Source organism: Schumannella sp. 10F1B-5-1 (assembly GCF_006517535.1).
In the GTDB taxonomy this organism is placed as follows: domain Bacteria; phylum Actinomycetota; class Actinomycetes; order Actinomycetales; family Microbacteriaceae; genus Schumannella.
In genome coordinates this window covers 48,191-70,527 of the sequence record NZ_VHQH01000038.1, presented here as the reverse complement: position 1 = coordinate 70,527, position 22,337 = coordinate 48,191, and the positions used below count along the sequence as shown (strand labels likewise).

Here is a 22,337-nt window from a genome sequence, read left to right as displayed (position 1 = left end):
CGCGGGCGGGCGATCAGGGGACGATCCGACCGCCCGCGAGCTGGGATGGCGCGCGGCGCGGCGCGCGGGGAACCGCGCGCCGCGAGCGCGTCACGCCTGCGCGGCGGGCACCTCCGCCTGCTCGAGGCGGCGACGGCGCACCACGGTCAGCACCATCGCGAGGCCGGCGAGCAGGCCGGCCAGCGCGAGGCCGAGGGGCAGGATGCCGTCGACACCGGTGTGGGCGAGTCCCGCGACCGTGGCCGGCGGGTCGACCGTGAAGGCGACCACCGCGGGGGCGCCGACGAGTCCGCTGGCGTCGACGACCTCGTAGGAGATCTCGGCGACGCCGTGGAACCCGGCGGCCGGCACGAAGGTGATCACGCCGGTGGCGGGGTCGATCGTGGCGGTGCCCTGCGCCGCGGTCGGCGGCGTGGAGATGCGGTAGGTGAACGGCGCGGTGCCGACGGGCGCCGGCGGCGCGTAGCTCTGGCTCGCGCCGTACACGCCGCGGGAGGCGCCGGTGCCGGGCGTCGCCGAGGTCAGCGGGTCGACATCCACGTGGAAGGTGCCGCTGCGGGTCTCGCCGTTGCCGTCGGTGACCGTGAAGGGCACGTCGATCGGTCCGCTGAAGCCGGCCGCCGGGGTGACGACGATCTGGCCGCTGGCGGGGTCGATCGTCGCGGTGCCGACGGCGGGGTCGAGCGTGAAGGGCGTGGCGGGGCCGGAGGTCGTCGCCGGGGTGCCGAGCGTCCAGGTGCGGGGGCCCGCACCGGTCGCCTTCGGGCTGCCGGTGACGCCGTGCGGGGCGGCGCCGGCCGGGGTGGCCGTCGTCGTGGCCGGGGCGGCCGGCACGAGCGTCGGGTCGACCGTGACGGTCACGGTCGCCGGGTCGCTGGTCACCGCGCTGGCGCCGCTGCCGCTGGTCACCGTGTAGGTGATCGTGGCGGTGCCGCTGAAGTCGTCGGCGGTCGCGACGGTGATGCGGCCGGTGCTCGGGTCGACGCTCGCGGCGAGGATGCCGGCGGGCAGCGGGGCGGTGACGGTCGCCGTGAGCGGGCCGCTGCCGACGGGGGCGCCGAGCGCCTCGGAGGCGGTGCCGCCGCTGGGCACGGTGATCGATCCGCCTTGCGCGACGGGGCGCACGGTCAGCGTGGCGGTGGCCGGGGCGCTGACGTTGCCGTCCGCATCCACGGCGCGGTACCCGACGACCAGGGCGCCGCTGACGCCCGACGCCGGCGTGATGACCAGGTCGGTGCCGTCGATCACGGCGGTGCCGAGGCTCGACGCGAGCGGGGTGGTGATCTCGTAGTGGTGGATCGCGCCGGTGCCGTCGAGCGGGATGCGCACCTCGGCGGGGCTGGTCGACGCGGCGGTGGTGGCGCTGACGTCGCCGGCGGCGGGGCGCACGTGCACGGTCACGGTGACCTGCGTAGCGGCTCCGCGGCCGTCGGCGAGCTCGAACACGAAGCTGTCGTCGCCGGCGAAGCCCTCGGCGGGCTCGTAGACGGCGGCGCCGGTGGCCGTGTTCAGCGCGGTGACGGAGCCGTGCAGCGGGGCGGTCGCGACCGTCCAGGTGAACGGCGTCGAGCCGAGGGCGACGGGCGCGGGCAGGGTGACCGCGGTGTTCACGTCGGTGCTGCCGGTGACGTCCTTCGCGAAGGGGCGCACGGTGATCGTGGCGGTGTGCTCGGCGCTCGTGACGCCGCCGCTCGTGATCGTGTACTTCACGGTGAAGACGCCCGAGACGCCGTTCGCGGCCTGGTAGGTCAGCACGCCGGTGCTCTGGTCGAAGCTCGCCGAGCCCGCGGCCGGGTCGACCGTGATGTCGTAGTGCTTCGTGCCCGATCCGGTGGTGGTCGGCGTCGCGGTGACCGTCGCATCCCCGTCGCTGTCGAGCGCGGTCGAGGCGGCGGTGTCGCCGGCCGTCGGCACGACCGTCACGCTGACGGTGCTCGCCGCGGCGGCGGCGTTGCCCTGGGCGTCGACGGGCGTGTAGGTCCAGCTGGTGGTGCCGGCCCATCCCGCGGCGGGGGTGTAGGTCGCGAGACCGGTGGCCTGGTCGACGGTCACCGAGCCGGTGCCGGCGGCGGGCTGGGTGTAGCTCCAGCTCAGGTCGGTGCCCTTCGAGCGGGCGGCGAGGTCGAGGTCGGCGTCGTGGTCGACCGACGTGGTCTGGCTCGCGGCGGTGCCGGTGGGCAGCACGTGCAGGGTGATGGTCTGCGGGGCGCTGTCGACGCCGTCGCTCGACACGACGTACTCGGCGGTGAAGGTGCCGCTCTGACCCGAGGTGGTGTGCACGGTCAGCTCACCGGCCGCGCTGATGGTCGCGAGGATGCCGTCGCCGAAGGCCGTCTCGAGCCGGTACTGCGGGTCGGTGCCGACCGCGGAGGGCAGCTGACGCGTGGCGCTCGCGCCCGTGTTCACCGAGAACTCGTCGCCGGCGGCGGCCGGGGCGACCGAGACGGTCGCGGTCGTCGACACGCTCGAGCTGGTGCCGTCGGTCACCGAATAGGGCACGGTGATCTCGCCGGAGGCTCCCGCCGCGAGGGTGATCGCGAGCTCGCCGTTCACAACGCTGACGCCGGTGACGCGCGGGTCGGTGACGGTGCCGGGCACGAGCGTGAGGCCGGTGCCGGTGGCGTCGCCGGCCACGCTCGCGGTCTGCGCCGAGGTGGACGCCGTGGCGGTGGTCGAGACGGGGCGGGCGACCGGCGAGGTGCGCACCGCGGCGGTGATCGCCGCGCCGCTGACGGCCGAGGCGCCGCTGCCGCTCGTGACGCTGAGCACGACGCTGTCGTCGCCCGACCAGCCGTCGGCGGGCACGTAGTGCACGACGCCGGTGGAGGTGTTGACGCCGGCGGTGCCGTGCGACGGCCCGGTCTGGATGCCGAAGGTCACGTCGGTGCCCTGCTTCGCCGGGGCGGGCAGGTCGACGGCGACGCCCGTGGGCGTGCCGGCGGTGGTGCTGCCCGAGACGCCCGTGGCGCGCGGACGCACCGTGAAGACGGCGTGCTTCGTGGCACTGGACTGGCCGCCCGAGGTGACGCGGTAGCCGACCGTCGAGACGCCCGAGGTGCCGTCGGCGACCTGCAGGGTGATCTTCCCGGTGTTCGGGTCGATGGATGCGCTGCCGAAGTCGGCCGTTCCGACCAGCTCGTACGTGGGAGTGCCGGCCTGCGTCGCGGGCTGAGCGCTCACCGTGGCGAGTCCGTCGGCGTCGAGCGTGACCTCGGCGCTGAGGTCGGCGAGCACGGGCTTCACCGTGACCGTGACGGTCGCGGGCTGCGCGGCGGCGTTGCCCTGCGCATCCACCGGAGTGAAGGTGTAGCTCGTCGTGCCGGTGAAGCCGCTGGCGGGCGTGAACGTGGCCTCGCCGCCGCTCAGGACGACCGAGCCGGTGCCGGTGGCGGGCTGTGTGAACGTGTAGCCGAGGTCGGTTCCGGCGCTCAGCGCGGCGAGGTCGGTCGTGACGGCCTGGCCCGCGTCGGTCGACTCGGTGGTCGACGCGGCCGTCGGCAGCACGTGCACCGTGATGGTCGCGGGCGCGCTGGTCAGGCCGTCGGTCGTGACCGTGTAGGTGGCGGTGCGGTCGCCGCTCGTGCCGGCCGGCTGGGTCGGCACGACGAAGCTCGAGCCGCTGATCGTGCCGACGGTGCCCGAGACGAGCGTGTAGGTCACGGGGCCGGTGCCGGTCGGGGCGGGCAGGGCGAAGGTGTCGCCGCTACCGTTGTCGACGCTGAAGGTCGCCGCGGCCGCAACGGGCGTGACCTCGAGGGTCGCGGTCGAGCTGGTCGAGCTGGTGCCGTCGCTGACCGTGTAGCTCGCGACGAGCTTGCCGCTCGCTCCGGCGGCCGGGCTGATGCGCACGGCGCCGTTCACGACCGAGACCGAGGCGATGCGGGCGTCGGAGGTGGTCGCGGTGACGCTCAGCGGCGCGGCGGCGGTGCCGCCGATCGCGTCGATCGCGATGTCGACCGCGGCCGGCGTGGCCGAGGCGGTGGCCGTGCCCGACACGGGCTTCGCGACCGGCGTGACGGTGACGCTCGCGGTGACCGGGTCGCCGGCGACGGCGTTCGGGCCGGTTCCGCTGGTCGGCGTGAGCTTCAGGCTGTCGGGGCCCGAGTAGCCGTCGTTCGGGGTGTAGCTCACGACGCCGGTGGCGGCGTCGACCGTGGCCGTGCCGTGGCTCGGCGCGGTCGTGATGGCCCAGTGCAGGTCGCTGCCCTTCTGGGCGGGCCGGGGCAGGTCGACGGCGGTGTTCGCCGGGGTCGAGCCGCTCACACCGTCGGCGTAGGGCCGCACGGTGATCGTGGCGGTGTGCTCGGTGCTGGCGCCGCCGTCGGCGGTCACCGTGTAGCGCGCGGTGAAGACGCCGCTCGTGCCGTTCGCGGCGACGTAGGTGACCTTGCCGGTCGCGGAGTCGATCGAGAACGCGCCGACGCCGGCGGGCGAGGCGCTGCCCGCGACGAGCGCGAACTGCTTCGTTCCGGATGCGGTGGTGGCGGGCGCGTCGGTCGTGACGGTCGCGTCGCCGTCGGCGTTCAGGGTGCCGGTCTCAGCGACGTCGCCCGTGACGGGCGAGACATGCACCGTGACGGTCTTCCAGCCGCTGAGGCCGTCAGCGGAGTCCTTGACCCGGTACTGGAACGTCGCGTCGCCCGAGAATCCGGATGCCGGGGTGACGGTCGCGAGGCCCGCGGCGGTCACGCTGAGCGAGCCGATCCCCGCGGACGGGTTGCGGGTGGAGTAGCTGCGGCCGGTTCCCGAGCTGTGGGCGGCGAGGTCGGCATCCACGGCGGTGCCGGCGGAGGTGCTGACGCTGAATGCCGCGTTCGTCGGGGTTATCGTGACGCTGACGGTCGCGGGGGCGCTGGTCTGGCTGTCGGCGCTCGCGGTGTAGGTGAAGCTGTCGGTGCCGCTGAAGCCGGCGTTCGGCGTGTAGCTGATCGTGCTGCCGCTGATGCTCGCGGTGCCGTTGGCGGGGTCGGTGGCCTTCGTGTAGGTCGTGGCGCCCGAGGTCGCGGTCGACGAGGTCGACGCGGTCATCGTGACGGTCGCGGGGCTGGTCGCCGCGGCGACGCCGCTGCCGCTGACGGCGGAGGCGACGGGGGCGAAGGGCACGTTGGCGCTCGAGGTCTTCTTCGTCGGGTCCGTGACCTGGTTGTTCGTGTAGTTCACCGTCGCGGTGACCTTGACGGCGCCGCTCTTCGTCGAGGTGACGGGCACGCTCAGGGCGGGCGAGGTCGCGCCGGGCACGTCGGCCGAGGTGTTCGGCGTGAAGGTGCAGTTCAGGCTCGTCTGGCCGGTGGTCGGGGTCGGGGTCGGGCAGCTCCAGCGGGTGCCACTCGGGGCGCCGGCGAAGGCACCGGAGGCGATGCTGACGGTGACCGGGATCGGCGAGACGGCGGGGCCGTCGGTGCCGGTGAAGCCGAGGGTCACGCTGGCCGGGCTCGAGGTCGTGCCGTTCGCGGCGACCGCGGTCGTCGGGGCGGAGGCGCTGACGGTGATGCCGGGCTCGAGCGGCTCGATCGTCGAGATGCTGAGCGCGCTGACCTCGTGGATGTCGTTCGATCCGCCGGTGGAGGCGGCCCAGCCGAACTTGAAGGTCGAGGCGTCCTTGAGCGCCTGCGGGGCGGGCACGGTGATGATCGGGGTCGCGGCGTTGTTCCAGTAGACGCGCACCTGCGGGTTCGGGTAGTTCGTCGGGTCGCTCGTGGGGTCGACGACGATGCGCACGGGCACGCCGGTGCCGCGCGTGGTCGGCTTCGGGGTCTGCGCGGCCGTCGTGGCGTTCGGCTGCGCGGTGGTGCCGGCGAGCTGCACGCGCTTGGCGAGCAGGCAGTAGCCCGAGGTGGTTCCGCCGGCGGCGGCGACGTCAGAGGCGGGGCCGCGGATCGCGATCACGTTCTTGATCAGGCCGGTCTCGATGTACTGGGCGTCGCATCCGGCTGCGTTGGTCTCGATCGGGTAGTTGCCCCAGGCATCCAGCCCGATGCCGATCAGGGCGTGGGCGAGACCGGGCACGCCGCCGCGGGTGTTGTAGCCGAGCGAGCCGCCCACCGGGCCGGCGGTGGTGAGCGGGTACTGGCCGTCGGTGAGGAAGAACGAGATGCCGTCGGCGCCCGAGCCGCCGTACTGGTACTGCGTGAACTGGATGTCGAGACCGGCGCGCGAGGGCAGCGGGCTGTTGTAGAGGAAGTAGCTCGACTGCGACCCGGGCAGGGCGGTGAGACGCAGGGCGCCGGAGCCGCTCGTGTCGGTCGTGTTGGCGCAGCTGCCGGGCAGCTGGCCGCTCGGCGCACCCTGCACCGTGAGGCACGGCGTGAAGGTGCCGTTCTCGACGTAGTGGGTGTTGCCCACGGTCGCGGTCGTGAAGGTGTCGGTCAGCAGCGGCGAGCCGGCGGCCTGCGCGGGCGCGACGCCGACCAGCACAGCGGCGACGGCGACCAGCGCGGCGACGATGCCGGCGGTCAGCGCGCGGGCGCGGCGGGTCGCGAGGACGCGGAGAGCGGGGACGCCGCCGGTCGTCAGCGCGCGGGCGTGACGGACGGGCAGGATGCGGCGGAGCGCGGGCATGACGGTGCCTTCGGTGTCGAGGGCCGGGCCGGCCGCCGGTTTCGGTGTCGGCGGCGCGGTCGGGTTCGGTGGTGCTTCGGGTGGTGGTGCGGGTATTGCGTTTCGGGTCGTCGGCGGCGCTGGGACGGCGCTTCGCAAACGTTTTAGTCAGTGTGCGGTCACGCGGGGTACATGCCCAGTCCCCAACGAGGGGGACGCAGGGGAGCCATCGGGGTACGAATGGGGTACGACCTGCCGACAGCAGGTGACAGATGCGCGTCAGGCGTCGAGCAACGCGTCGGCGTCGGCCGGCGCGCGGCTCGGCGCCGTTCAGCGACCGGGCGCGCGCGGTCCGCCGCCGACCTCCGGGCTCACCGGCCGAGCACGACCTCGATCAGGGTCGGCGCGGCGCTCGCGCTGAACGCCTCGTCGAGCTCGCCGCGGTTCGCGATGCGACGGAACTCCCAGCCGTAGGCGGCGGCGAGGGCCGACAGGTCGACCTGCTGCGGCGTCAGCTGCACGCGGTCGAACAGCGTCGGGTCGGCTGACCCGGCGACCTCGAGGCCGTCGAAGATCGTGCCGCCGCCGTCGTTGCCGACGATGACCTGGATGCGCGGCCGCGCCTCCCCGGGCGTGAGCGCGAGCGACCCGACGTCATGGAGCAGGGCGAGGTCGCCGATGAGCAGCCGCGTCGTGCCCGATGCCGACCGACCCTCGCGCTGCGACTCCGTGGCGACCCCGAGCGCGGTCGCGACGGTGCCGTCGATCCCGGCCAGGCCGCGGTTCGCGTGCACGCGCAGGCGCTTGCCCGGCACGGTGTCGTCGGCGACGCGGATGAGGCGCGACGCCGCGAGCACGAGGCGGTCGTGCGGCCAGGTCGCCGACCAGACCGCGCCGGCCAGCTCCTCGCGCGTCACCGGGCGGCGCATCCGCTCGAGCTGCGAGCGGGCGAACGCCGCGCGCTCGCGGTAGTCGGTGCTGTCGATCGCGGCGGGCGGGTCGACCGCGCCGACGTCCTCGGCGCGCTGCTCGAGCAGCGCGCGCGACGCGAACACCCAGCGTCCGACCCAGGCGCGGGTGCCCTCGGGATGCTCGTCCTCGACGACCACGTCGTCGACGACGCGAGCGGGCCGCCCATCGACGGCCGCCGGATCGTAGGCGTCGCGGCCCGGTGCGCGCACGACGATCGTCTCGACGCCCTCGCGCCGCAGCAGCGCGGGCACCTGACGGTTGAGGGTCGGCTGGCCGAGCACGACCACCCGGCGGATCTCGTCGCCGAAGCCGGGCTCGTCGAGCAGCTCGCGGTAGGCGGGCACGGCGTTCGGCCCGAAGCGGGCGCCGCTCGACACCTCGGCGAGCAGCGGGGCGCCGAGCTCGCGGGAGAGCTGCTCGGCGCGCTCCCCCGCGCGGGCGCCGGCGATCACGACCGTGCCGGGCTCGGGGCGCAGCACGAGAGGGTCGATGGTGGATGCGGGAGCGGCGGCATCGGATCCGGGCCCGGCCGCAGCGGCGGTCTCAGCGACGGCGCCCGTGCCCGCCAGCAGCTCCTCGCCCGTGACCAGCTCCAGCTCCGCGGGCACGGGCCCCGACAGCGGCTCGCGGAACTGCAGATTCAGGTGCAGCGGCCCGGGTCGCGCATCCAGGGCTGCGGCCAGCTGGCCGAGCAGGCCGGAGACCCGCGCCGGCACGTCGGTCTGTGCATCCGGCGCGGCGACATCCCACTCGCCGACGACCGCCGAGGCGAACATCCCCGGCTGCACCGTCGTCTGGTTCGAGCCGATGCCGCGCAGCTCGGCGGGCCGGTCGGCGCTCAGCACGATCAGCGGAACGCCCGAGTGCGCGGCCTCGAGCACGGCCGGGTGCAGCTCGGCGACCGCGGTTCCGCTCGTCATCACGACCGGCACCGGCCGGCCCGACTCGACCGCGAGGCCCAGCGCGAAGAAGCCGGCACCGCGCTCGTCGAGGCGCACGTGCAGGGTCAGCTCGCCGTCGCGCTCGAGCTGGGCGGCGGCCAGGGCGAGCGCCTGCGACCGCGAGCCCGGGCAGAGCACCAGGTCGCGCACGCCGAGCGCGATCAGACCCCGCAGCAGCAGGGTGGCGACGGCGCTGGCGGGCGAGCTACTCCTTGGGCTTGCTGTCATCGTCGAGCTCGGCGAGCTTCTGCTCGAGCTTGCGGATGCGCTCCTCCTGCTCGCGCTCCTTGCGCAGCTGGAGGAGGAAGTCGGGGTCGTCGTCGGGCGCGACGGGGCGGGTCAGGCGCAGCGAGCCGGTGCCGACGGGATGCCCGGCGTCGCGCGCCTGGCGGGCGGCGCGATCGCGCTCGGGGCGGTCCTTTCCGAGGAAGAACCACAGCAGCGCGCCGAGCAGGCTCAGCAGGATCACGATGATGACCCAGGCGAACTTCGGCAGGTGCTTGATCTTCAGGTCGTCGGTGCGCACGATGTCGACCACGGCGATGACCACGGCGGCGAGCGAGATCAGCCCGTAGATGAAATAGACCTTGCCCACACGGGCAGTCTACGTCGCGATTCCCGAGGGTCACTCCGGGTGAGCGCGGACGCGGGCGGGCGCGCGCGACCGGGCACGACAGATCAGCCGATGCGCACGAACGATCGCAGCGGTCGCGGCTCGATATCGCTCACCTCGACGAGGCCGTGCGCCTCGTAGAACGCGCGCTGGGACTCGTCGTCGTCGGTGAGCAGCACGAACTGCCGGATTCTGGACGAGCGCCGCAGCACCTCGTCGAGGAGGGCTCCCCCGACACCCTGCCGGTGAAGCTCGGGCACGACGAGCAGATCCTGCAGATAGACGATCGTGGCGCCGTCGGAGACCGTGCGAGCCAGTCCGACGAGCCGTCCGACCTCGTCGCGCGCCGTCACCACGAGGTCGGACCCGTGGAACGCCTGCATGAGACGTTCCGGGTCGGCGACGTAGATCGTCCAGCCCACCGATTCATAGAGCGCGACCGCCTCGTCACGCTGGGGGATTCCGGTCTCGATCGTCGTCGGCATCCCCTCCATCATCGTCGGCGCGCGCACCCGAGGCATCTCGCCGTGCGGCGGACTCCCGGCTCGCGCTTCCTACACTGGGGGGATGCCCGCCTGGTTGCGCTACGCCCTCATCCGTGTGGGCACCTTCGCCGTCGTGCTGATCGTGCTCTTGATGCTCGGCATCGACTGGCTCTGGGCCGCGCTCATCGCCGCCGTGATCGGCTTCTGCGTCGGCTTCATCTTCTTCCGCCGCCAGCGCGACCAGGTCGCCGAGCAGATGGCGAATCGGCGCCCGCGCCGCACCAGCGACGAGAGCGCCGAGGACGCGGCCGACGAGAGCTAGTCGCCGACCTGCGCTTTCGGGCTAGAACGCGATCGCCGCGGCGAGCGCGAGCCCGAACGCGAGCGAGCTGAGCACGCTGAGGCGCAGCGCCAGCACGAGCTCCTTCGCCGTCTTCGCAGTCAGCGTGATGACGACCGCCGGCAGCGCCGCGACGAGCACGAAGTAGACGTAGAGCGCGTTGTCGAACAGCAGCAGGAAGAACACGTTGATCACGAACGGCGCGAGCAGCAGCACGCCGAAGGCAATACGCGACGGCAGGTCGCCGATCAGCACCGACAGCGTGCGCTTGCCGGCCAGCGCATCCTGCTCGCGATCGCGCAGGTTGTTGACCATCAGCACGGCGCAGGCGAACAGGCCGGCGGCGACGCCCGCCATCCACGCCTCGAAGCTGACCGTGCCGACCTGCACGAACATCGTGCCGGCGGTCGCGACCAGGCCGAAGAAGATGAACACGGCGACCTCGCCGAGCGCCATGTAGCCGTAGGGGCGCTTGCCGCCGGTGTAGAACCAGGCGGCGACGATGCAGACCGCGCCGACCGCCAGCAGCCACCACTGCTCGCTGCGGACGACGAGGAACACCCCGGCGACCGCGGCGATGCCGAAGAACACGAGCGCCACGATCAGCACGGTGCGCGGCTTCGCGCGGCCCGAGCCGACCAGGCGAGCCGGGCCCTGACGCACGGTGTCGGTTCCGCGGATGCCGTCGGAGTAGTCGTTGGCGAAGTTCACGCCGATCTGCAGGGCCAGCGCGACGACGAGGCAGGCGATCGCGCGCACCCAGTGCTGCGTCCAGCCGCCCGCGACGAGGCCTGCCGTGGCGGTGCCGAGCGCGACCGGGGCGATCGCCAGCGCGAGGGTCTGCGGGCGGGCGGCGCTGATCCAGTCGGTCCAGCGCAGCGGTCGCTCGACTGAGACGGGGCGTCCGCCGGGGCGACCCGAGCGCCCGGCGTTGGCGCGGGCGCGGTTCTCCTGCTGCTCGCTGCGTCCGGCGCGCGCGGCGGCCGAGGCGGGACCGGAGGCGCCGCGGCGGGTCTTCGCGACCGCGCCGTTCGCCTTCGGGGTCGCGCCGCCCTTCTTCGCGGTGGACGCGGATCCCTTGGGAGTGGCGGCCGCCTTCGGCGACGTGCCGCTCATCGCGTCGTCGAGCTTGCGGGGGTCCATGCGCTGCTGCTTCGGTCGTGCCACGCACCGAATCCTAGGCGGTGTGTCATGAGCCCCCGTCGAGCGTCTGCGAAGCGAGCAGCCCGCGGCGTCAGAGCGCGGCGGCCTCGCGGCGCAGGGCCGGACGGTCGGGCTTGCCGCTCGCCAGCAGCGGCAGGGATGCGCGGCGCACGATCGCGCGCGGGCGCGACGCCGGCCCGAGCCGACGCCCGACCTCGGCGATCGCCTCCGCCAGGGCGGCATCGTCGACGCGGTCGGCGGGAGCGGCGGTGAACGCGACGGGGGCCTCGCCCCAGCGCGGGTCGTCCGCGGCGACGACCACCGCATCCACGAGCCCCGGCAGCTCGCGCAGCGTGCGCTCGACCGCGGCGAGCGCGACCTTGACGCCGCCGGAGATGATCACGTCGTCGAGGCGGCCGGTCACGACGAGGCGCTCGACGGCCGGTGCGCCCGCGTCGGCAGCGGCGTCGGGCACGACGTTCTCGAGCCGCCCGCCGTCGGAGGTGCGGTACCACCGCATCCCCTCGTCGACGACGAAGCGGTCGGCCGTCAGCTCCGCGTCGCCGAGGTATCCCTCGGCCAGACTCGGCCCGCCGAGCTGCACCTCGCCGTCGACGATGCGCACCTGGGTCGTGCCGATCGGCACGCCGTCGTAGACGCATCCGCCGCTCGTCTCGCTCGAGCCGTAGCTGCGCGACACGGCGACGCCCGCATCCTCGGCCCGCTCGAGCAGCGCACGCGGCGTCGCCTGCCCGCCGACGAGCACGCGCTGGAACCGGCGCAGCTCGGCGAGCGCGGCGCGGTCGTCGAGCAGCGTCGTCAGCTGCGCCGGCACGAGGGCGACGAAGCGCTCCGGGATGCTCAGCTCGCGCGTCGCCGCGACGAAGCCGTCGGCCGTGAAGTGCTCGCCGGGCACGATGACCGGCTCGGTGCCGGCGGCGAGCGAGCGGCTGAGCACGTTGAGGCCGGCGATGTAGTGCGTCGGCAGCGCGAGGATCCACTGCCCGGGGCCGCCGAGCGCGGCCTGGCTCGCGCCTGCGTTCGCGAGGATCGCATCCGCCGACAGCGCGACGCGCTTCGGACGCCCGGTCGAGCCGCTGGTCTGCACGACGAGCGCGACCTTCTGCTCGACCTCGGCCGGCAGGTCGGCGCGGTCGCCGCGGTGCTCGCCCGGCGCGAGCGGCAGGATCGCGGGTCCGCCCGAGAGCGCCGCGCGCAGCGCCGCGAACACGTCGGCGTCGGCGCCGAGCGCCTGCAGCGGCCGGGTCACGGGCGGGTCACGCGATCAGTAGTGCCACGGGAACGGCGACCAGTCAGGCTCGCGCTTCTCGAGGAACGAGTCGCGGCCCTCGACGGCCTCGTCGGTTCCGTAGGCCAGGCGGGTCGTCTCGCCGGCGAAGATCTGCTGGCCGACCATCCCGTCGTCGACGGCGTTCATCGCGAACTTGAGCATGCGGATCGCGGTCGGGCTCTTGCCCAGGATGGTGCGCGCCCACTCGAGCGCGGTCGACTCGAGCTCGGCGTGCGGCACGACCCGGTTCACGGCGCCCATCTCGAGCGCCCGCTGCGCGTCGTAGGTCTCGGCCAGGAAGAACACCTCGCGGGCGAACTTCTGCCCGACCTGCTTGGCGAAGTAGGCGCTGCCGTAGCCGGCGTCGAAGCTGCCGACATCCGCATCCGTCTGCTTGAACAGGCCGTGCTCGCGGCTGGCGATCGTGAGGTCGCAGACCACGTGCAGCGAGTGGCCGCCGCCAGCCGCCCAGCCGGGCACGACCGCGATGACGACCTTCGGCATGAACCGGATGAGGCGCTGCACCTCGAGGATGTGCAGGCGTCCGGCGCGCGCGGCGCCCTCGGGCGTGACCTCGGTGGCGTCGTCGGAATACTTGTAGCCGTCACGGCCGCGGATGCGCTGGTCGCCGCCCGAGCAGAACGCCCAGCCGCCGTCTTTGGGGCTGGGCCCGTTGCCGGTCAGCAGCACGACGCCGATGCGCGGATTCTGGCGGGCGTCGTCGAGCACGGCGGCGAGCTCGTCGACCGTGCGCGGACGGAAGGCGTTGCGCACCTCGGGCCGGTCGAACGCGACGCGGGCGATGCGCCCGGTCGTGTCGTGGTGGTAGGTGATGTCGGTCAGGTCGGCGAAGCCGTCGACCTCGGCCCACACCTCGGCGTCGAACAGCTCGGAGACGGTCGCGGACATCGGGATCAGGCCCCCACATTGGTCAGGAACGCGAGCACCGGCGGGTTCAGCACCACGCCGAGCACCATCGCGACGATGCCGAGGGCGCGGCCCCGGCCGAGGATCGTGGCCGTCAGGCCCACGGCGAGCGCGCCGACGCCGAGCGCGATCGCGAGGATCGACCAGACGATGCCGGCGGTCGCGCTGCCCGGCGACACCGCGATGCCGACGCCGGTCGCGACGAGCATGAGCACCACGAGCACGAGGGCGAGAACGCCCGTGCCGCGGCGGCGCCTGGAGTCGGGCGCGCTGTCGGCCGTCGCCCCGGCGTCGCCGATGGGGTCAGTGGATGCGGTGCCTCCGTGCGCCGGGAGCACCACCGTCGGCGCGGGCCCGGTGAACTGCGGCGCGGCCACCAGCGGCGGCTGCGCTGGCTGCTGCACCGGAGCGGGCTGCTGCACCGGCCGCACTGGCGCCGGGCCGGGCTGCTGCTGCGGGGCCGGCTGTGCGGCCGGCGGCTGCTGCCACTGCGGCGCGACCGACGGCTGTCCCGCGGGCGCCTGCTGCGGGTAGCCCGGCTGCGGGTGCTGAGGCTGCTGCCACTGCGGGTCGGGCTGCTGCGGAGCGGGCTGCTGCGGAGCGGGCTGCTGCGGCTGCGACCACTGCGGCGCGGCGGTCGGCGGAGGCTGCTGCCCCGGAGTCCACGGCTGCTGATCGCTCATCCCCTCCAGCCTACTTCCTGCCTCTCCCTGACTTCGGGGCGTCGCATCCACCTGCAGGCCACGACCTCGCCACACGGAGCTGGCCACGAATGCCCGCAACACGCCGCCACGCCCGAGCACCTGTGGCCACCCACGACCACCGCTCTCCCGAGGGTGGCCACGAATGCGCGCGACACGCCGCCGCATCCGTGCACTTGTGGCCACCCGCGAACCCCACTCTCGTCAGGGTGGCCACGAACGCCCGCGACACGCCGATGATCGCGTGCATCTACGGCCACCCTCGGGTCGACGCGGATGCGCCGGCGACGCCGACCGCGCGCAGCCCCGGCGTCGAACGCCAGCGCCTGTCCGCGAGCATCCGTGGCGGGGATGCCCGTGGCACACTGACTCGCATGTCCGATGCCGCGCAGTCCGGGCTCGCCGCGCTCCCCCCGCTCGACGAGGTGCTGGCGAGCGCGCGGGTCGTGGCGCTGCCGCTCGCGACGCGGTTCCGCGGCATCGACGTGCGCGAGGCGCTGCTGCTGCGCGGACCGGCCGGCTGGACCGAGTTCTCGCCCTTCGCCGAGTACGACGACGCCGAGGCGAGCGCCTGGCTCGCCGCCGCCCTCGACTTCGGCTGGACGCCCGAGCGCGACCAGCCCGCCGTGCTGCGCGACCGCATCCCGGTCAACGCGACGATGCCGGCGGTGGATGCGCGGCGCGTGCCCGAGGTGCTCGCCCGCTTCGACGGCTGCCGCACGGTCAAGGTCAAGGTCGCCGAGCGCGGTCAGACCCTCGCCGACGACGTGGCGCGCGTGCGCGCCGTGCGCGCGGCGATCGGGCCCGAGGGGCGTATCAGGGTGGATGCGAACGGCGGCTGGAACATCGACGAGGCCGAGCACGCCGCCCACGAGCTGGCCGCGTTCGACCTCGAGTATCTCGAGCAGCCCTGCGCGACCGTTCCCGAGCTGGCCGAGCTGCGCCAGCGGCTGCACGACTGGGATCTGCCGATCGCCGCCGACGAGAGCGTGCGCAAGGCGAGCGATCCGATCGCGGTCGTGCGCGAGGGCGCCGCCGACCTCGTGGTCGTGAAGGCGCAGCCCCTCGGCGGGGTCGCGGCGGCGCTGCGGATCGTGGCCGAGGCGGGGGTTCCGGCGGTCGTCTCGAGCGCGATCGACACGAGCGTGGGCCTCGCGATGGGCGCCCGACTGGCCGCCGCCCTGCCCGAGCTCGACTTCGACTGCGGGCTCGGCACCGCATCCCTGCTGGCGGCCGACGTGACCTCGACCCCGCTGCGCGCCGAGCGCGGCTCGATCGCGGTGCGCCGCGTCGATCCTGACGCCGAGCTGCTGGATGCGCACGCCGCGTCGCCCGAGCGCGACGCCTGGTGGCGCGCGCGTCTGGCCCGGTGCCACGCGCTGCTGGCCGCGGGCACCGGGGGCACCCGGAACGTCGCAAGCACCACGAACGCCGCAGGCGCCGCGGCCCCCGCGGACGCCGCGCAGCCGACCCCCGACGGACCGAGCCGCTCGTGAAGAGCGACGTGCCGCCCCTGCTCGGGCTGCTCGTCAGCGCCGTCGCCCTGGTCGGCGGCATCGCCCTCACCGCTGGCGGAGCGGTCTACGCCTTCCTGCTCGCCCTGGGCGGAGCCGTGCTGCTGGTGCTGTGCGTGCGACGGCTGCTGGCGAGCCTGCGTGAGCACCGCATCCGGATGCTCGCGCCGCACGACGACCTCAGCGAGAAGCCGAGCAGCTGAGGCGCGGGGCGACGGCCGCGCCTCCGGTCACATCCCGGTGTCGAGATCCAGCCCCGAGTACGAGTGCAGGCCCTTGAAGAACAGGTTCACGATCGTGAAGTTGAACAGCACCGCCGTGAAGCCGATCACCGCGAGGTAGGCCGCGCGCGAGCCGCGCCAGCCCTTCGTCGCGCGGGCGTGGATGTAGCCGGCGAAGACGACCCAGATCACGAAGGTCCAGACCTCCTTCGTGTCCCAGCCCCAGTAGCGGCCCCAGGCGCGCTCGGCCCAGATGGCGCCGGCGATGAGGGTGAAGGTCCAGAACGCGAAGCCGACCACGATCACGCGGTAGGCCATGCTCTCGAGCGCCTCCGACGAGGGCAGCGTGCGCAGCAGCGGAACGCGCTGCATGCCGCCGGCCTCGCGGCGCACCTGCATGAGCTGCAGGATCGACAGGCCCGCGCCGACCGCGAAGAAGCCCGTGCCGAGCGTGGCGACGAAGACGTGGATGACGAGCCAGGCCGACTGCAGGGGCGGCGGCAGCGGGGTCACGGCCACGTAGAAGTTGACGGTCGCGAGGCCGAGCAGCAGGGCGACGATGCCCGTGACGTAGGCGCCGAGGAAGCGCAGGTCGCGCCAGAACTGCACGATCAGGAACACGGTCACGATCACGCCGGTGCCGGTCATCGCGAACTCGAACATGTTCGCCCACGGCACGCGGCCGGCGGCGAGGCCGCGCATCACGATCGCGGCGACGTGGATCAGCCAGGCGATCACGGTCAGCGCGAGGCCGGTGCGCTGCCAGCGGCTGCCGATGTTGACCTCGTCGTCGACGGTCGCGGTCGAGCCGGCGCCGTTCGAGCCGGTGGATGCGCCCCCGATGCTCGACGCACGCTCGAGCACCCCGGCGGCCGTCGCGGTCGCGCCGGCGACCGCACCGCGGGCCGCCGCGGAGGCACCCGCGAGCTGGCCGCGCCGCGCATCCACGTCGCCGGAGGCGGCCGCGTCGCGCTCGCGTTCGGCGTCGAGCTTCAGGCCGCGCGCGCTGCGCGCCGAGAGGTCGAGCACGAACGCGATGAAGGCGAGCACGTAGACCGCGATCGCCGAGTACACGGCGACGAGCGACAGCGTCGCGAGGGAGTCGGAATCCACGGGCGTCATCCTACGTCTGCGGCCTGTGGGCTCTCGCTCGGGAACGGAATGCCGCACCCCGCACCGCCGTCACCCTGCGTCTGCGGCCTGTGCGCCGAACGCCCGCGTCTGTTGGCGCGAGTTGCCCACTTCTGCCGGGTTCGGGCGCCGCAACCCGACCGAACCGGGCAACTCGCGGACGCCGGCTACTCGGAGGGCGAAGCCGGCGCCGGAGCCGACGCGCGCAGCCGCTTCGCGAGCTCGCGCTCGACCGCGAGCACCGCGTCGTCGAGACGCGGATCGTCGCCGCGGGCCAGCGCCGCGAACTCGAGCGCGGCTCCCCCGCCGTCGGCCGACGTCGCCGCCACCCAGAGCCGTCGGCGCGGGATGAACAGGCTCACGAGCAGTCCGACGATCGCGAGCACCGCGAGCAGCAGCACGAAGCCCTGCGTCGGATCGTGGTGGATCGAGATGCCGACGTAGCGCTTGATGCCGGTGAACTCGAGCGAGCCGAGCCCGTCGGGCAGGTCGACCTTCTCGCCGACGCGCAGCTGCAGCGACTTCGTCGCCGAGTCGGCGCCGGCGACCTGCGTGAGGTCGTCGATGTCCAGGTTGTAGGCGTTGACCGCCTCGCCGGTGTCGAGGCCGAGGTCGCCCGTGTACATCTGCAGACTGATCAGGCTCGACGAGCTCGTGCCCGGGTACACCGACGTGAACAGGCCGTCGGCGCTCTCGGCCGGGGTCGGATAGAAGTAGCCGATGAAGCCCGCCTGCTCCTTCAGCCCGTCGGGGATCTTGAGCACGCCGAGCCCCGTCAGATTGCTGTTCTGGCTGCGGAAGGGCACCGCATCCTGGAACACGATGTTCCCGTCGGCGTCGCGCACCGTCAGCTCGGGCGCGTAGCCGTTGCCGAGCAGGTAGACCTGCGTGCCGCCGATCGAGAGCGGCGAGTTGACCTTGATGTCGTGCTTCTCCCACTCGCCGCCGAGGGTGCGGGTGCTGACCTTGGCCGTGTAGTCCTCGGGATGCGACTGGCCGGTGAGCTTGTCGACCGAGTACTCGTCGTCGAAGTCATCGAGCCGCAGCGAGTAGGGGCTCAGCTGGGCCTCGTCGAAGAAGCGGCCGGGGCTGAAGGTGTCGTAGCCGGCGAGCGCGTTCGTGAAGCTCTGGCCCTGCACGAGCAGCTTCTCGCCCGTGTAGATGAAGCCGCCGCCGGTCGCGACGAGCACCAGGATCGCGAGGAGCCCCGTGTGGAAGATCAGGTTGCCGGTCTCGCGCAGGTAGCCGCGCTCGGCCGACACGGTGACGCGACCCCGGCGGTCGTAGCGCTCGACCCGGTAGCCCTGGCGCTTGAGCACGCGGGTCGCCTCGGCGATGGCCGTCTCGGCGTCGGCCCCGGTCGACGAGACCAGGTGTCCGGGCAGACGCGACAGCCGCGCCGGCGTGGTCGGCGGCTTCGCCCGCAGCGCCTTCAGGTGGTGCACGGTGCGCGGGATGATGCAGCCGATGAGCGAGACGAACAGCAGCAGGTAGATGGCCGAGAACCAGAACGAGGTGTAGGTGTCGAACACCTGCAGCGCGTCGAGCACCTTGTAGAGCTCGGGGTTCTGCTGCTGGTACTGGATGACGCCGTTCGGGTCGGCGCTGTTCTGCGGCACGAGCGATCCGGGAACGGCCGCGAGCGCCAGCAGGAGCAGCAGCACGAGCGCCGTGCGCATGCTCGTGAGCTGACGCCACACGAAGCGCACCCAGCCGACCGGGCCGAGCTTGGCGGCCACGGGGGCCTCGCTGGATGCCGCGGCAGAGCCCTTCGCGGTGCGGGCGGGGCGCGCATCCACGGGGTCGGGGCTGCCGATGTAGTCGTCGGGGCGCAGCGGGTCGCTCGCCGCGACCTTGGCGGGCTTGGCCTTCTTCGCCGCGCCGTCCTCGTCAGAGCGTGGGGACATAGTCGTCGATCACCGCCCCCAGGCTCGTCGTGAACTGCAGCCAGAGTCCGGTCACCATGAGCAGGCCGATCGCGATCAGCAGCACCCCGCCGATGATGTTGACCAGGCGGATGTGGCGGCGCACCCAGCGCACGCTCGACCCGACCCAGCCGAAGCCGAGCGCGACGAGCACGAACGGCAGCCCGAGCCCGACGCAGTAGGCGACGCCGATCAGCAGCGAGCGCCCGACATCCCCGGTGTTGAGCGCGAGCGACTGCGCGGCCACGAGGGTCGGGCCGATGCACGGGGTCCAGCCGACGGCGAAGACGACGCCGAGCAGCGGGGCGCCGATCAGGCCGGTGCGGGGCTGCCAGGTCGACTTGATCGAGCGCTGCAGGAAGCTGATCTGCCCGATGAAGACGATGCCGAGCAGGATGACGACGACCCCCGCGACGCGCAGGATCATGTCCTGCCAGCGCAGCAGGAACGTGCCGAACGAGCCGAGCACCAGGAAGGCGAGCAGGAACACGACCGAGAAGCCGAGCACGAACAACCCGGCCCCCGCGACCATGCGCTTGCGCGAGCGCGGGGCCCCGCTGGTGACGCCGCTGACGAAGCCGAGGTAGCCCGGCACGAGCGGCAGCACGCACGGCGAGAGGAACGAGATCATGCCCGCGGCGAGCGCGATCGGCAGGGCGAGCCAGAGACCGCCGCTGTAGACGATCTCGCCGGGAGAGCCCACTACTTCGCCTCGGCGAGGGTGTCTTCGATGACCTGCTTCAGCACATCCGGGCTCTGGATGCGTCCACTGAAGCGGGCGGCCACCCGGCCCTCCTGGTCGATCACCAGGGTCGTCGGCACGGCGTTCGCCGAGACGGCGCCGGCGAAGGCGAGCTGCACCTCGTTGTCGCCCGCGTCGAGCAGGGTCGGGTAGGCGAGGTCGTACTTCTTCTCGAAGGTCTGCGCCGTCGCGCCGTCGTCGCGCACGTTCACCCCGAGGAAGCTGACGTCGTCGCCGGCGAGCTCGTCGGAGAGGTCCTTGAGGTCGGGCGCCTCGATGCGGCACGGCCCGCACGAGGCGTACCAGAAGTTCATCACCACGACCTTGCCCTTGAGGCTCGTGCTCGTGATGGTGTCGCCCTCGGGCGTCTCGCCGCCGTACTCGACCGCGGCCTTGCGGTCGTCGGGGGCGAAGGTCTGCGTCGAGCCGTCGGAGGAGACGTAGTTCTTGCCGGCGTTGTCGCGGTAGTCCTTCGACAGGGTGTCGGCCTGCGCCGTGCATCCGGCGAGGGCCAGCGCGGCGACCGCGGCGATCGCGGCGGCGCGCGCCGCGAAGGCGGGGCGGGTTCGGGCGTTCACACGGCTCCCAGATCGGTCGACTGCGCCAGCAAGTCTCGCGCGGGTTCCTGATAGTCGACCTCCACGAAGCGGCCGTCGCGGCGCTCGAGGCTCGTGATGCTCGAGAGGGTGCAGCGGCGCGCGCGCGGGTCGTGGGCCAGGCGCTGGCGGGCGACGGTGCGGGCGACCATCCAGATCGGCAGCTGGTGGCTGACCAGCACGACCTCGCCCGTGTCGACCGAGTTCCAGGCGGTGTCGACGGCGCGCATCATGCGCTCGGCGATCGACGAGAACGCCTCGCCCCAGCTCGGACGCCAGGGGTTCACCAGGTAGGGCCAGTTGCGCACGTCGCGGATCGCGGTGCGCACGTGCGTGCCCTCGAAGCGGTTGTGCGGCTCGATCAGGTCGGCGTCGGCCACGATCTCGAGGCCGTAGCGCTCGGCCCAGGGCGCGGCGCTCTCCTGCGTGCGCTGCAGCGGGCTCGCGACGAGCCGCACGGGCGGATGCGCGGCGTGCGACGCAGCGGCGGCATCCGCCATCCGCTCGCCCAGCTCGCTCAGCCGGTAGCCGGGGATGCGGCCGTAGAGCACCCGGTCGGGATTGTGCACTTCGCCATGACGCACGAGATGGATGCGGTCGGCAGGCACGCGGGAATCCTACGCGCTCGGCGCTGGACGCCCACCCCGGCATCCGCTCTGCGACGGTCCATCGACGGCTCAGTGGCCGGCGAGCACTCCGCCGAGGCGCTCGCGCAGCGCCGCGCTCGGCGCGTTGAGGCCGACCACGCGCGGCTCGATGCCGTGCTGGGCGTAGCGGCGGGTGACCGCGTCGAGCGCGACGACCGTCGACGCATCCCAGATGTGCGAAGCGCTGAGATCGATCTCGACGTCGACGCCCGCACCGCCCGCGGCGCCTCCGGCCGCCTCGTCGGCCGCGTAGTCGAAGCGGCTCACGAGGTCGTTGCTCGAGGCGAAGAACAGCTCCCCCTCGACCCGGTAGCGCACGAGCACGGCATCGCCGGCGGGCTCGACGGCCTCACGGTGCACGGTCGCGAAGCGCGCGACCCGGCGGGCGAAGATCACCGCGGCCACCAGCACGCCGACGCCCACGCCGATCGCGAGGTTGCTCGTCGCGACGACCACCGCGACCGTGACGACCATGACCGTGGTCTCGCCGAGCGGCATCCGCCTCAGAACCGAGGGCCGGATGCTGTGCCAGTCGAAGGTGCCGACCGACACCATCACCATGACCGCCACGAGCGCGGCCATCGGGATGATCGCGACGACGTCGCCGAGCACGACCACGAGGATGAGCAGGAACACCCCTGCCAGGAAGGTCGAGATGCGCGTGCGGGCGCCCGAGGCGCGCACGTTGATCATCGTCTGGCCGATCATGGCGCAGCCGCCCATGCCGCCGAAGACACCCGTGACCAGGTTGGCCACGCCCTGTCCCCACGCCTCACGGGTCGCCGAGGAACGGGTCTCGGTGATCTCGTCGACGAGGCGCGCGGTCATGAGCGACTCGAGCAGTCCGACGACCGCCAGACCGAGCGCGTAGGGCGCGATGATGCCGAGCGTCTCGAGCGTGAACGGCACCTGCGGGATGCCCGGCACGGGCAGTCCGTGCGGCAGCGCCCCCTCGTCGCCGACGGTCGGCACGGCGATCCCGGCGATCAGCACGGCGGCCGTGACGAGCACGATCGCGACGAGCGGCGAGGGCACCGCCTTCGTGAGCTTGGGCAGCAGCACGATCACGGCGATGCCGACGGCGACGAGCGGGTAGACCATCCATGGCACGTCGATGAGGTGCGGCAGCTGGGCGATGAAGATGAGGATCGCGAGCGCGTTCACGAAGCCGACCATGACGCTGCGCGGGACGAAGCGCATGAGCTTGGCGAAGCCGGCGAGGCCGAGCACGATCTGGATGACGCCGCCCAGCAGCACGGCCGCGACCAGGTAGTCGACGCCGTGCGACTTCACGAGCGGCGCGATGACCAGGGCGACGGCGCCGGTCGCGGCCGAGATCATGGCGGGGCGTCCGCCGACGATCGCGATCGTGACGGCCATCGTGAAGCTCGCGAACAAGCCGACGCGCGGGTCGACGCCCGCGATGATCGAGAACGAGATGGCCTCGGGGATGAGGGCGAGGGCCACGACGAGACCGGCGAGCGCCTCGCGGGTCAGCAGGCGCGGCGAGCGCAGGGCGTCGAGCACGCGGGCGGGGGCGGCGGACACGGATGCTCCGTTCGGTACGGTGACGGCGGATGGGCCGCGCTCCGTTGCGCCGCGCATCCACTC

Annotated in this window: 17 protein-coding genes; 3 read left to right on the top strand and 14 right to left on the bottom strand. The window is 73.3% G+C overall.

Annotated elements, in window-relative coordinates; all coding sequences use genetic code 11:
- Positions 1–90 precede the first annotated feature (90 nt).
- The 4 genes from FJ658_RS16120 to FJ658_RS09215 form a co-directional block, all read right to left on the bottom strand.
- Complete coding sequence (locus FJ658_RS16120) at positions 91–6,558, bottom strand: tandem-95 repeat protein (protein WP_181408397.1); 6,468 nt, start codon at positions 6,556–6,558, stop codon at positions 91–93.
- 350 nt (positions 6,559–6,908) lie between these two features.
- Positions 6,909–8,678, bottom strand: coding sequence for a 2-succinyl-5-enolpyruvyl-6-hydroxy-3-cyclohexene-1-carboxylic-acid synthase (gene menD / locus FJ658_RS09225; RefSeq protein WP_141145099.1), 1,770 nt, complete (start codon positions 8,676–8,678; stop codon positions 6,909–6,911).
- Positions 8,656–9,045: a PLDc N-terminal domain-containing protein gene (locus FJ658_RS09220; RefSeq protein ID WP_141145098.1), complete on the bottom strand. Its 390-nt coding sequence runs from the start codon at positions 9,043–9,045 to the stop codon at positions 8,656–8,658. Before FJ658_RS09220 ends, menD begins: the two co-directional genes overlap by 23 nt.
- 83 nt (positions 9,046–9,128) lie before the next feature.
- Positions 9,129–9,548, bottom strand: coding sequence for a GNAT family N-acetyltransferase (locus FJ658_RS09215; protein ID WP_141145097.1), 420 nt, complete (start codon positions 9,546–9,548; stop codon positions 9,129–9,131).
- Positions 9,549–9,630: 82 nt separating this feature from the next.
- On the opposite strand from FJ658_RS09215, the gene FJ658_RS09210 reads away from it, so the two are divergent.
- Entirely contained in the window at positions 9,631–9,870 is a 240-nt protein-coding gene (locus FJ658_RS09210) for a DUF4229 domain-containing protein (protein ID WP_141145096.1), read from the top strand.
- Between the two features lie 21 nt (positions 9,871–9,891).
- On the opposite strand, the gene FJ658_RS09205 is transcribed toward FJ658_RS09210, so the two are convergent.
- The 4 genes from FJ658_RS09205 to FJ658_RS09190 all read right to left on the bottom strand — a co-directional run bounded on the left by FJ658_RS09205 (position 9,892) and on the right by FJ658_RS09190 (position 13,932).
- On the bottom strand, positions 9,892–11,055 hold the full coding sequence (locus tag FJ658_RS09205) for a 1,4-dihydroxy-2-naphthoate polyprenyltransferase (protein WP_370454783.1): 1,164 nt from the start codon (positions 11,053–11,055) through the stop codon (positions 9,892–9,894).
- A 67-nt stretch (positions 11,056–11,122) separates the two neighbouring features.
- Entirely contained in the window at positions 11,123–12,301 is a 1,179-nt protein-coding gene (locus tag FJ658_RS09200; RefSeq protein ID WP_141145095.1) for an AMP-binding protein, read from the bottom strand.
- Between the two features lie 15 nt (positions 12,302–12,316).
- Positions 12,317–13,231, bottom strand: coding sequence for a 1,4-dihydroxy-2-naphthoyl-CoA synthase (locus tag FJ658_RS09195; RefSeq protein WP_141145094.1), 915 nt, complete (start codon positions 13,229–13,231; stop codon positions 12,317–12,319).
- Between the two features lie 5 nt (positions 13,232–13,236).
- Positions 13,237–13,932 carry a hypothetical protein gene (locus FJ658_RS09190; protein WP_141145093.1) on the bottom strand — a complete coding sequence of 232 codons (696 nt, stop codon included), beginning with the start codon at positions 13,930–13,932 and terminating at the stop codon, positions 13,237–13,239.
- Between the two features lie 392 nt (positions 13,933–14,324).
- Here FJ658_RS09190 and FJ658_RS09185 point away from each other — a divergent pair, with 392 nt between their 5' ends.
- Together FJ658_RS09185 and FJ658_RS09180 are read left to right on the top strand one after the other, a co-directional pair.
- Complete coding sequence (locus FJ658_RS09185) at positions 14,325–15,446, top strand: o-succinylbenzoate synthase (protein WP_141145092.1); 1,122 nt, start codon at positions 14,325–14,327, stop codon at positions 15,444–15,446.
- On the top strand, positions 15,443–15,667 hold the full coding sequence (locus FJ658_RS09180; RefSeq protein ID WP_141145091.1) for a hypothetical protein: 225 nt from the start codon (positions 15,443–15,445) through the stop codon (positions 15,665–15,667). The genes FJ658_RS09185 and FJ658_RS09180 overlap by 4 nt, the downstream gene beginning before the upstream one ends.
- Positions 15,668–15,694: 27 nt before the next feature.
- On the opposite strand, the gene ccsB is transcribed toward FJ658_RS09180, so the two are convergent.
- The 6 genes from ccsB to FJ658_RS09150 form a co-directional block, all read right to left on the bottom strand.
- A complete protein-coding gene (gene ccsB / locus FJ658_RS09175; protein ID WP_181408396.1) occupies positions 15,695–16,807 on the bottom strand; it encodes a c-type cytochrome biogenesis protein CcsB in 1,113 nt (370 codons plus the stop codon).
- Between the two features lie 176 nt (positions 16,808–16,983).
- Positions 16,984–18,723 carry a cytochrome c biogenesis protein ResB gene (locus FJ658_RS09170; protein WP_141145089.1) on the bottom strand — a complete coding sequence of 580 codons (1,740 nt, stop codon included), beginning with the start codon at positions 18,721–18,723 and terminating at the stop codon, positions 16,984–16,986.
- Positions 18,707–19,444 carry a cytochrome c biogenesis CcdA family protein gene (locus tag FJ658_RS09165; protein ID WP_141145088.1) on the bottom strand — a complete coding sequence of 246 codons (738 nt, stop codon included), beginning with the start codon at positions 19,442–19,444 and terminating at the stop codon, positions 18,707–18,709. Before FJ658_RS09165 ends, FJ658_RS09170 begins: the two co-directional genes overlap by 17 nt.
- Complete coding sequence (locus FJ658_RS09160) at positions 19,444–20,061, bottom strand: TlpA disulfide reductase family protein (protein ID WP_255447652.1); 618 nt, start codon at positions 20,059–20,061, stop codon at positions 19,444–19,446. The genes FJ658_RS09165 and FJ658_RS09160 overlap by 1 nt, the downstream gene beginning before the upstream one ends.
- Positions 20,058–20,687 (bottom strand): histidine phosphatase family protein, encoded by a 630-nt coding sequence (locus tag FJ658_RS09155; protein WP_141145087.1) that lies wholly within the window; start codon positions 20,685–20,687, stop codon positions 20,058–20,060. The genes FJ658_RS09160 and FJ658_RS09155 overlap by 4 nt, the downstream gene beginning before the upstream one ends.
- Before the next feature lie 69 nt (positions 20,688–20,756).
- The gene (locus FJ658_RS09150; RefSeq protein ID WP_141145086.1) at positions 20,757–22,331 is read right to left on the bottom strand and encodes a SulP family inorganic anion transporter; all 1,575 of its coding nucleotides are present in this window, start codon (positions 22,329–22,331) and stop codon (positions 20,757–20,759) included.
- Positions 22,332–22,337 lie beyond the last annotated feature (6 nt).

What these genes read in the sequence shown, in the direction of transcription:
- FJ658_RS16120 (WP_181408397.1), bottom strand. Translation starts at nt 6,558, where the DNA reads ATGCCCGCGCTCCGCCGCATCCTGCCCGTCCGTCACGCCCGCGCGCTG.
- menD (WP_141145099.1), bottom strand. Translation starts at nt 8,678, where the DNA reads ATGACAGCAAGCCCAAGGAGTAGCTCGCCCGCCAGCGCCGTCGCCACC.
- FJ658_RS09215 (WP_141145097.1), bottom strand. Translation starts at nt 9,548, where the DNA reads ATGCCGACGACGATCGAGACCGGAATCCCCCAGCGTGACGAGGCGGTC.
- FJ658_RS09210 (WP_141145096.1), top strand. Translation starts at nt 9,631, where the DNA reads ATGCCCGCCTGGTTGCGCTACGCCCTCATCCGTGTGGGCACCTTCGCC.
- FJ658_RS09195 (WP_141145094.1), bottom strand. Translation starts at nt 13,231, where the DNA reads ATGTCCGCGACCGTCTCCGAGCTGTTCGACGCCGAGGTGTGGGCCGAG.
- FJ658_RS09190 (WP_141145093.1), bottom strand. Translation starts at nt 13,932, where the DNA reads ATGAGCGATCAGCAGCCGTGGACTCCGGGGCAGCAGCCTCCGCCGACC.
- FJ658_RS09185 (WP_141145092.1), top strand. Translation starts at nt 14,325, where the DNA reads ATGTCCGATGCCGCGCAGTCCGGGCTCGCCGCGCTCCCCCCGCTCGAC.
- ccsB (WP_181408396.1), bottom strand. Translation starts at nt 16,807, where the DNA reads ATGACGCCCGTGGATTCCGACTCCCTCGCGACGCTGTCGCTCGTCGCC.
- FJ658_RS09170 (WP_141145089.1), bottom strand. Translation starts at nt 18,723, where the DNA reads ATGTCCCCACGCTCTGACGAGGACGGCGCGGCGAAGAAGGCCAAGCCC.
- FJ658_RS09150 (WP_141145086.1), bottom strand. Translation starts at nt 22,331, where the DNA reads ATGCGCGGCGCAACGGAGCGCGGCCCATCCGCCGTCACCGTACCGAAC.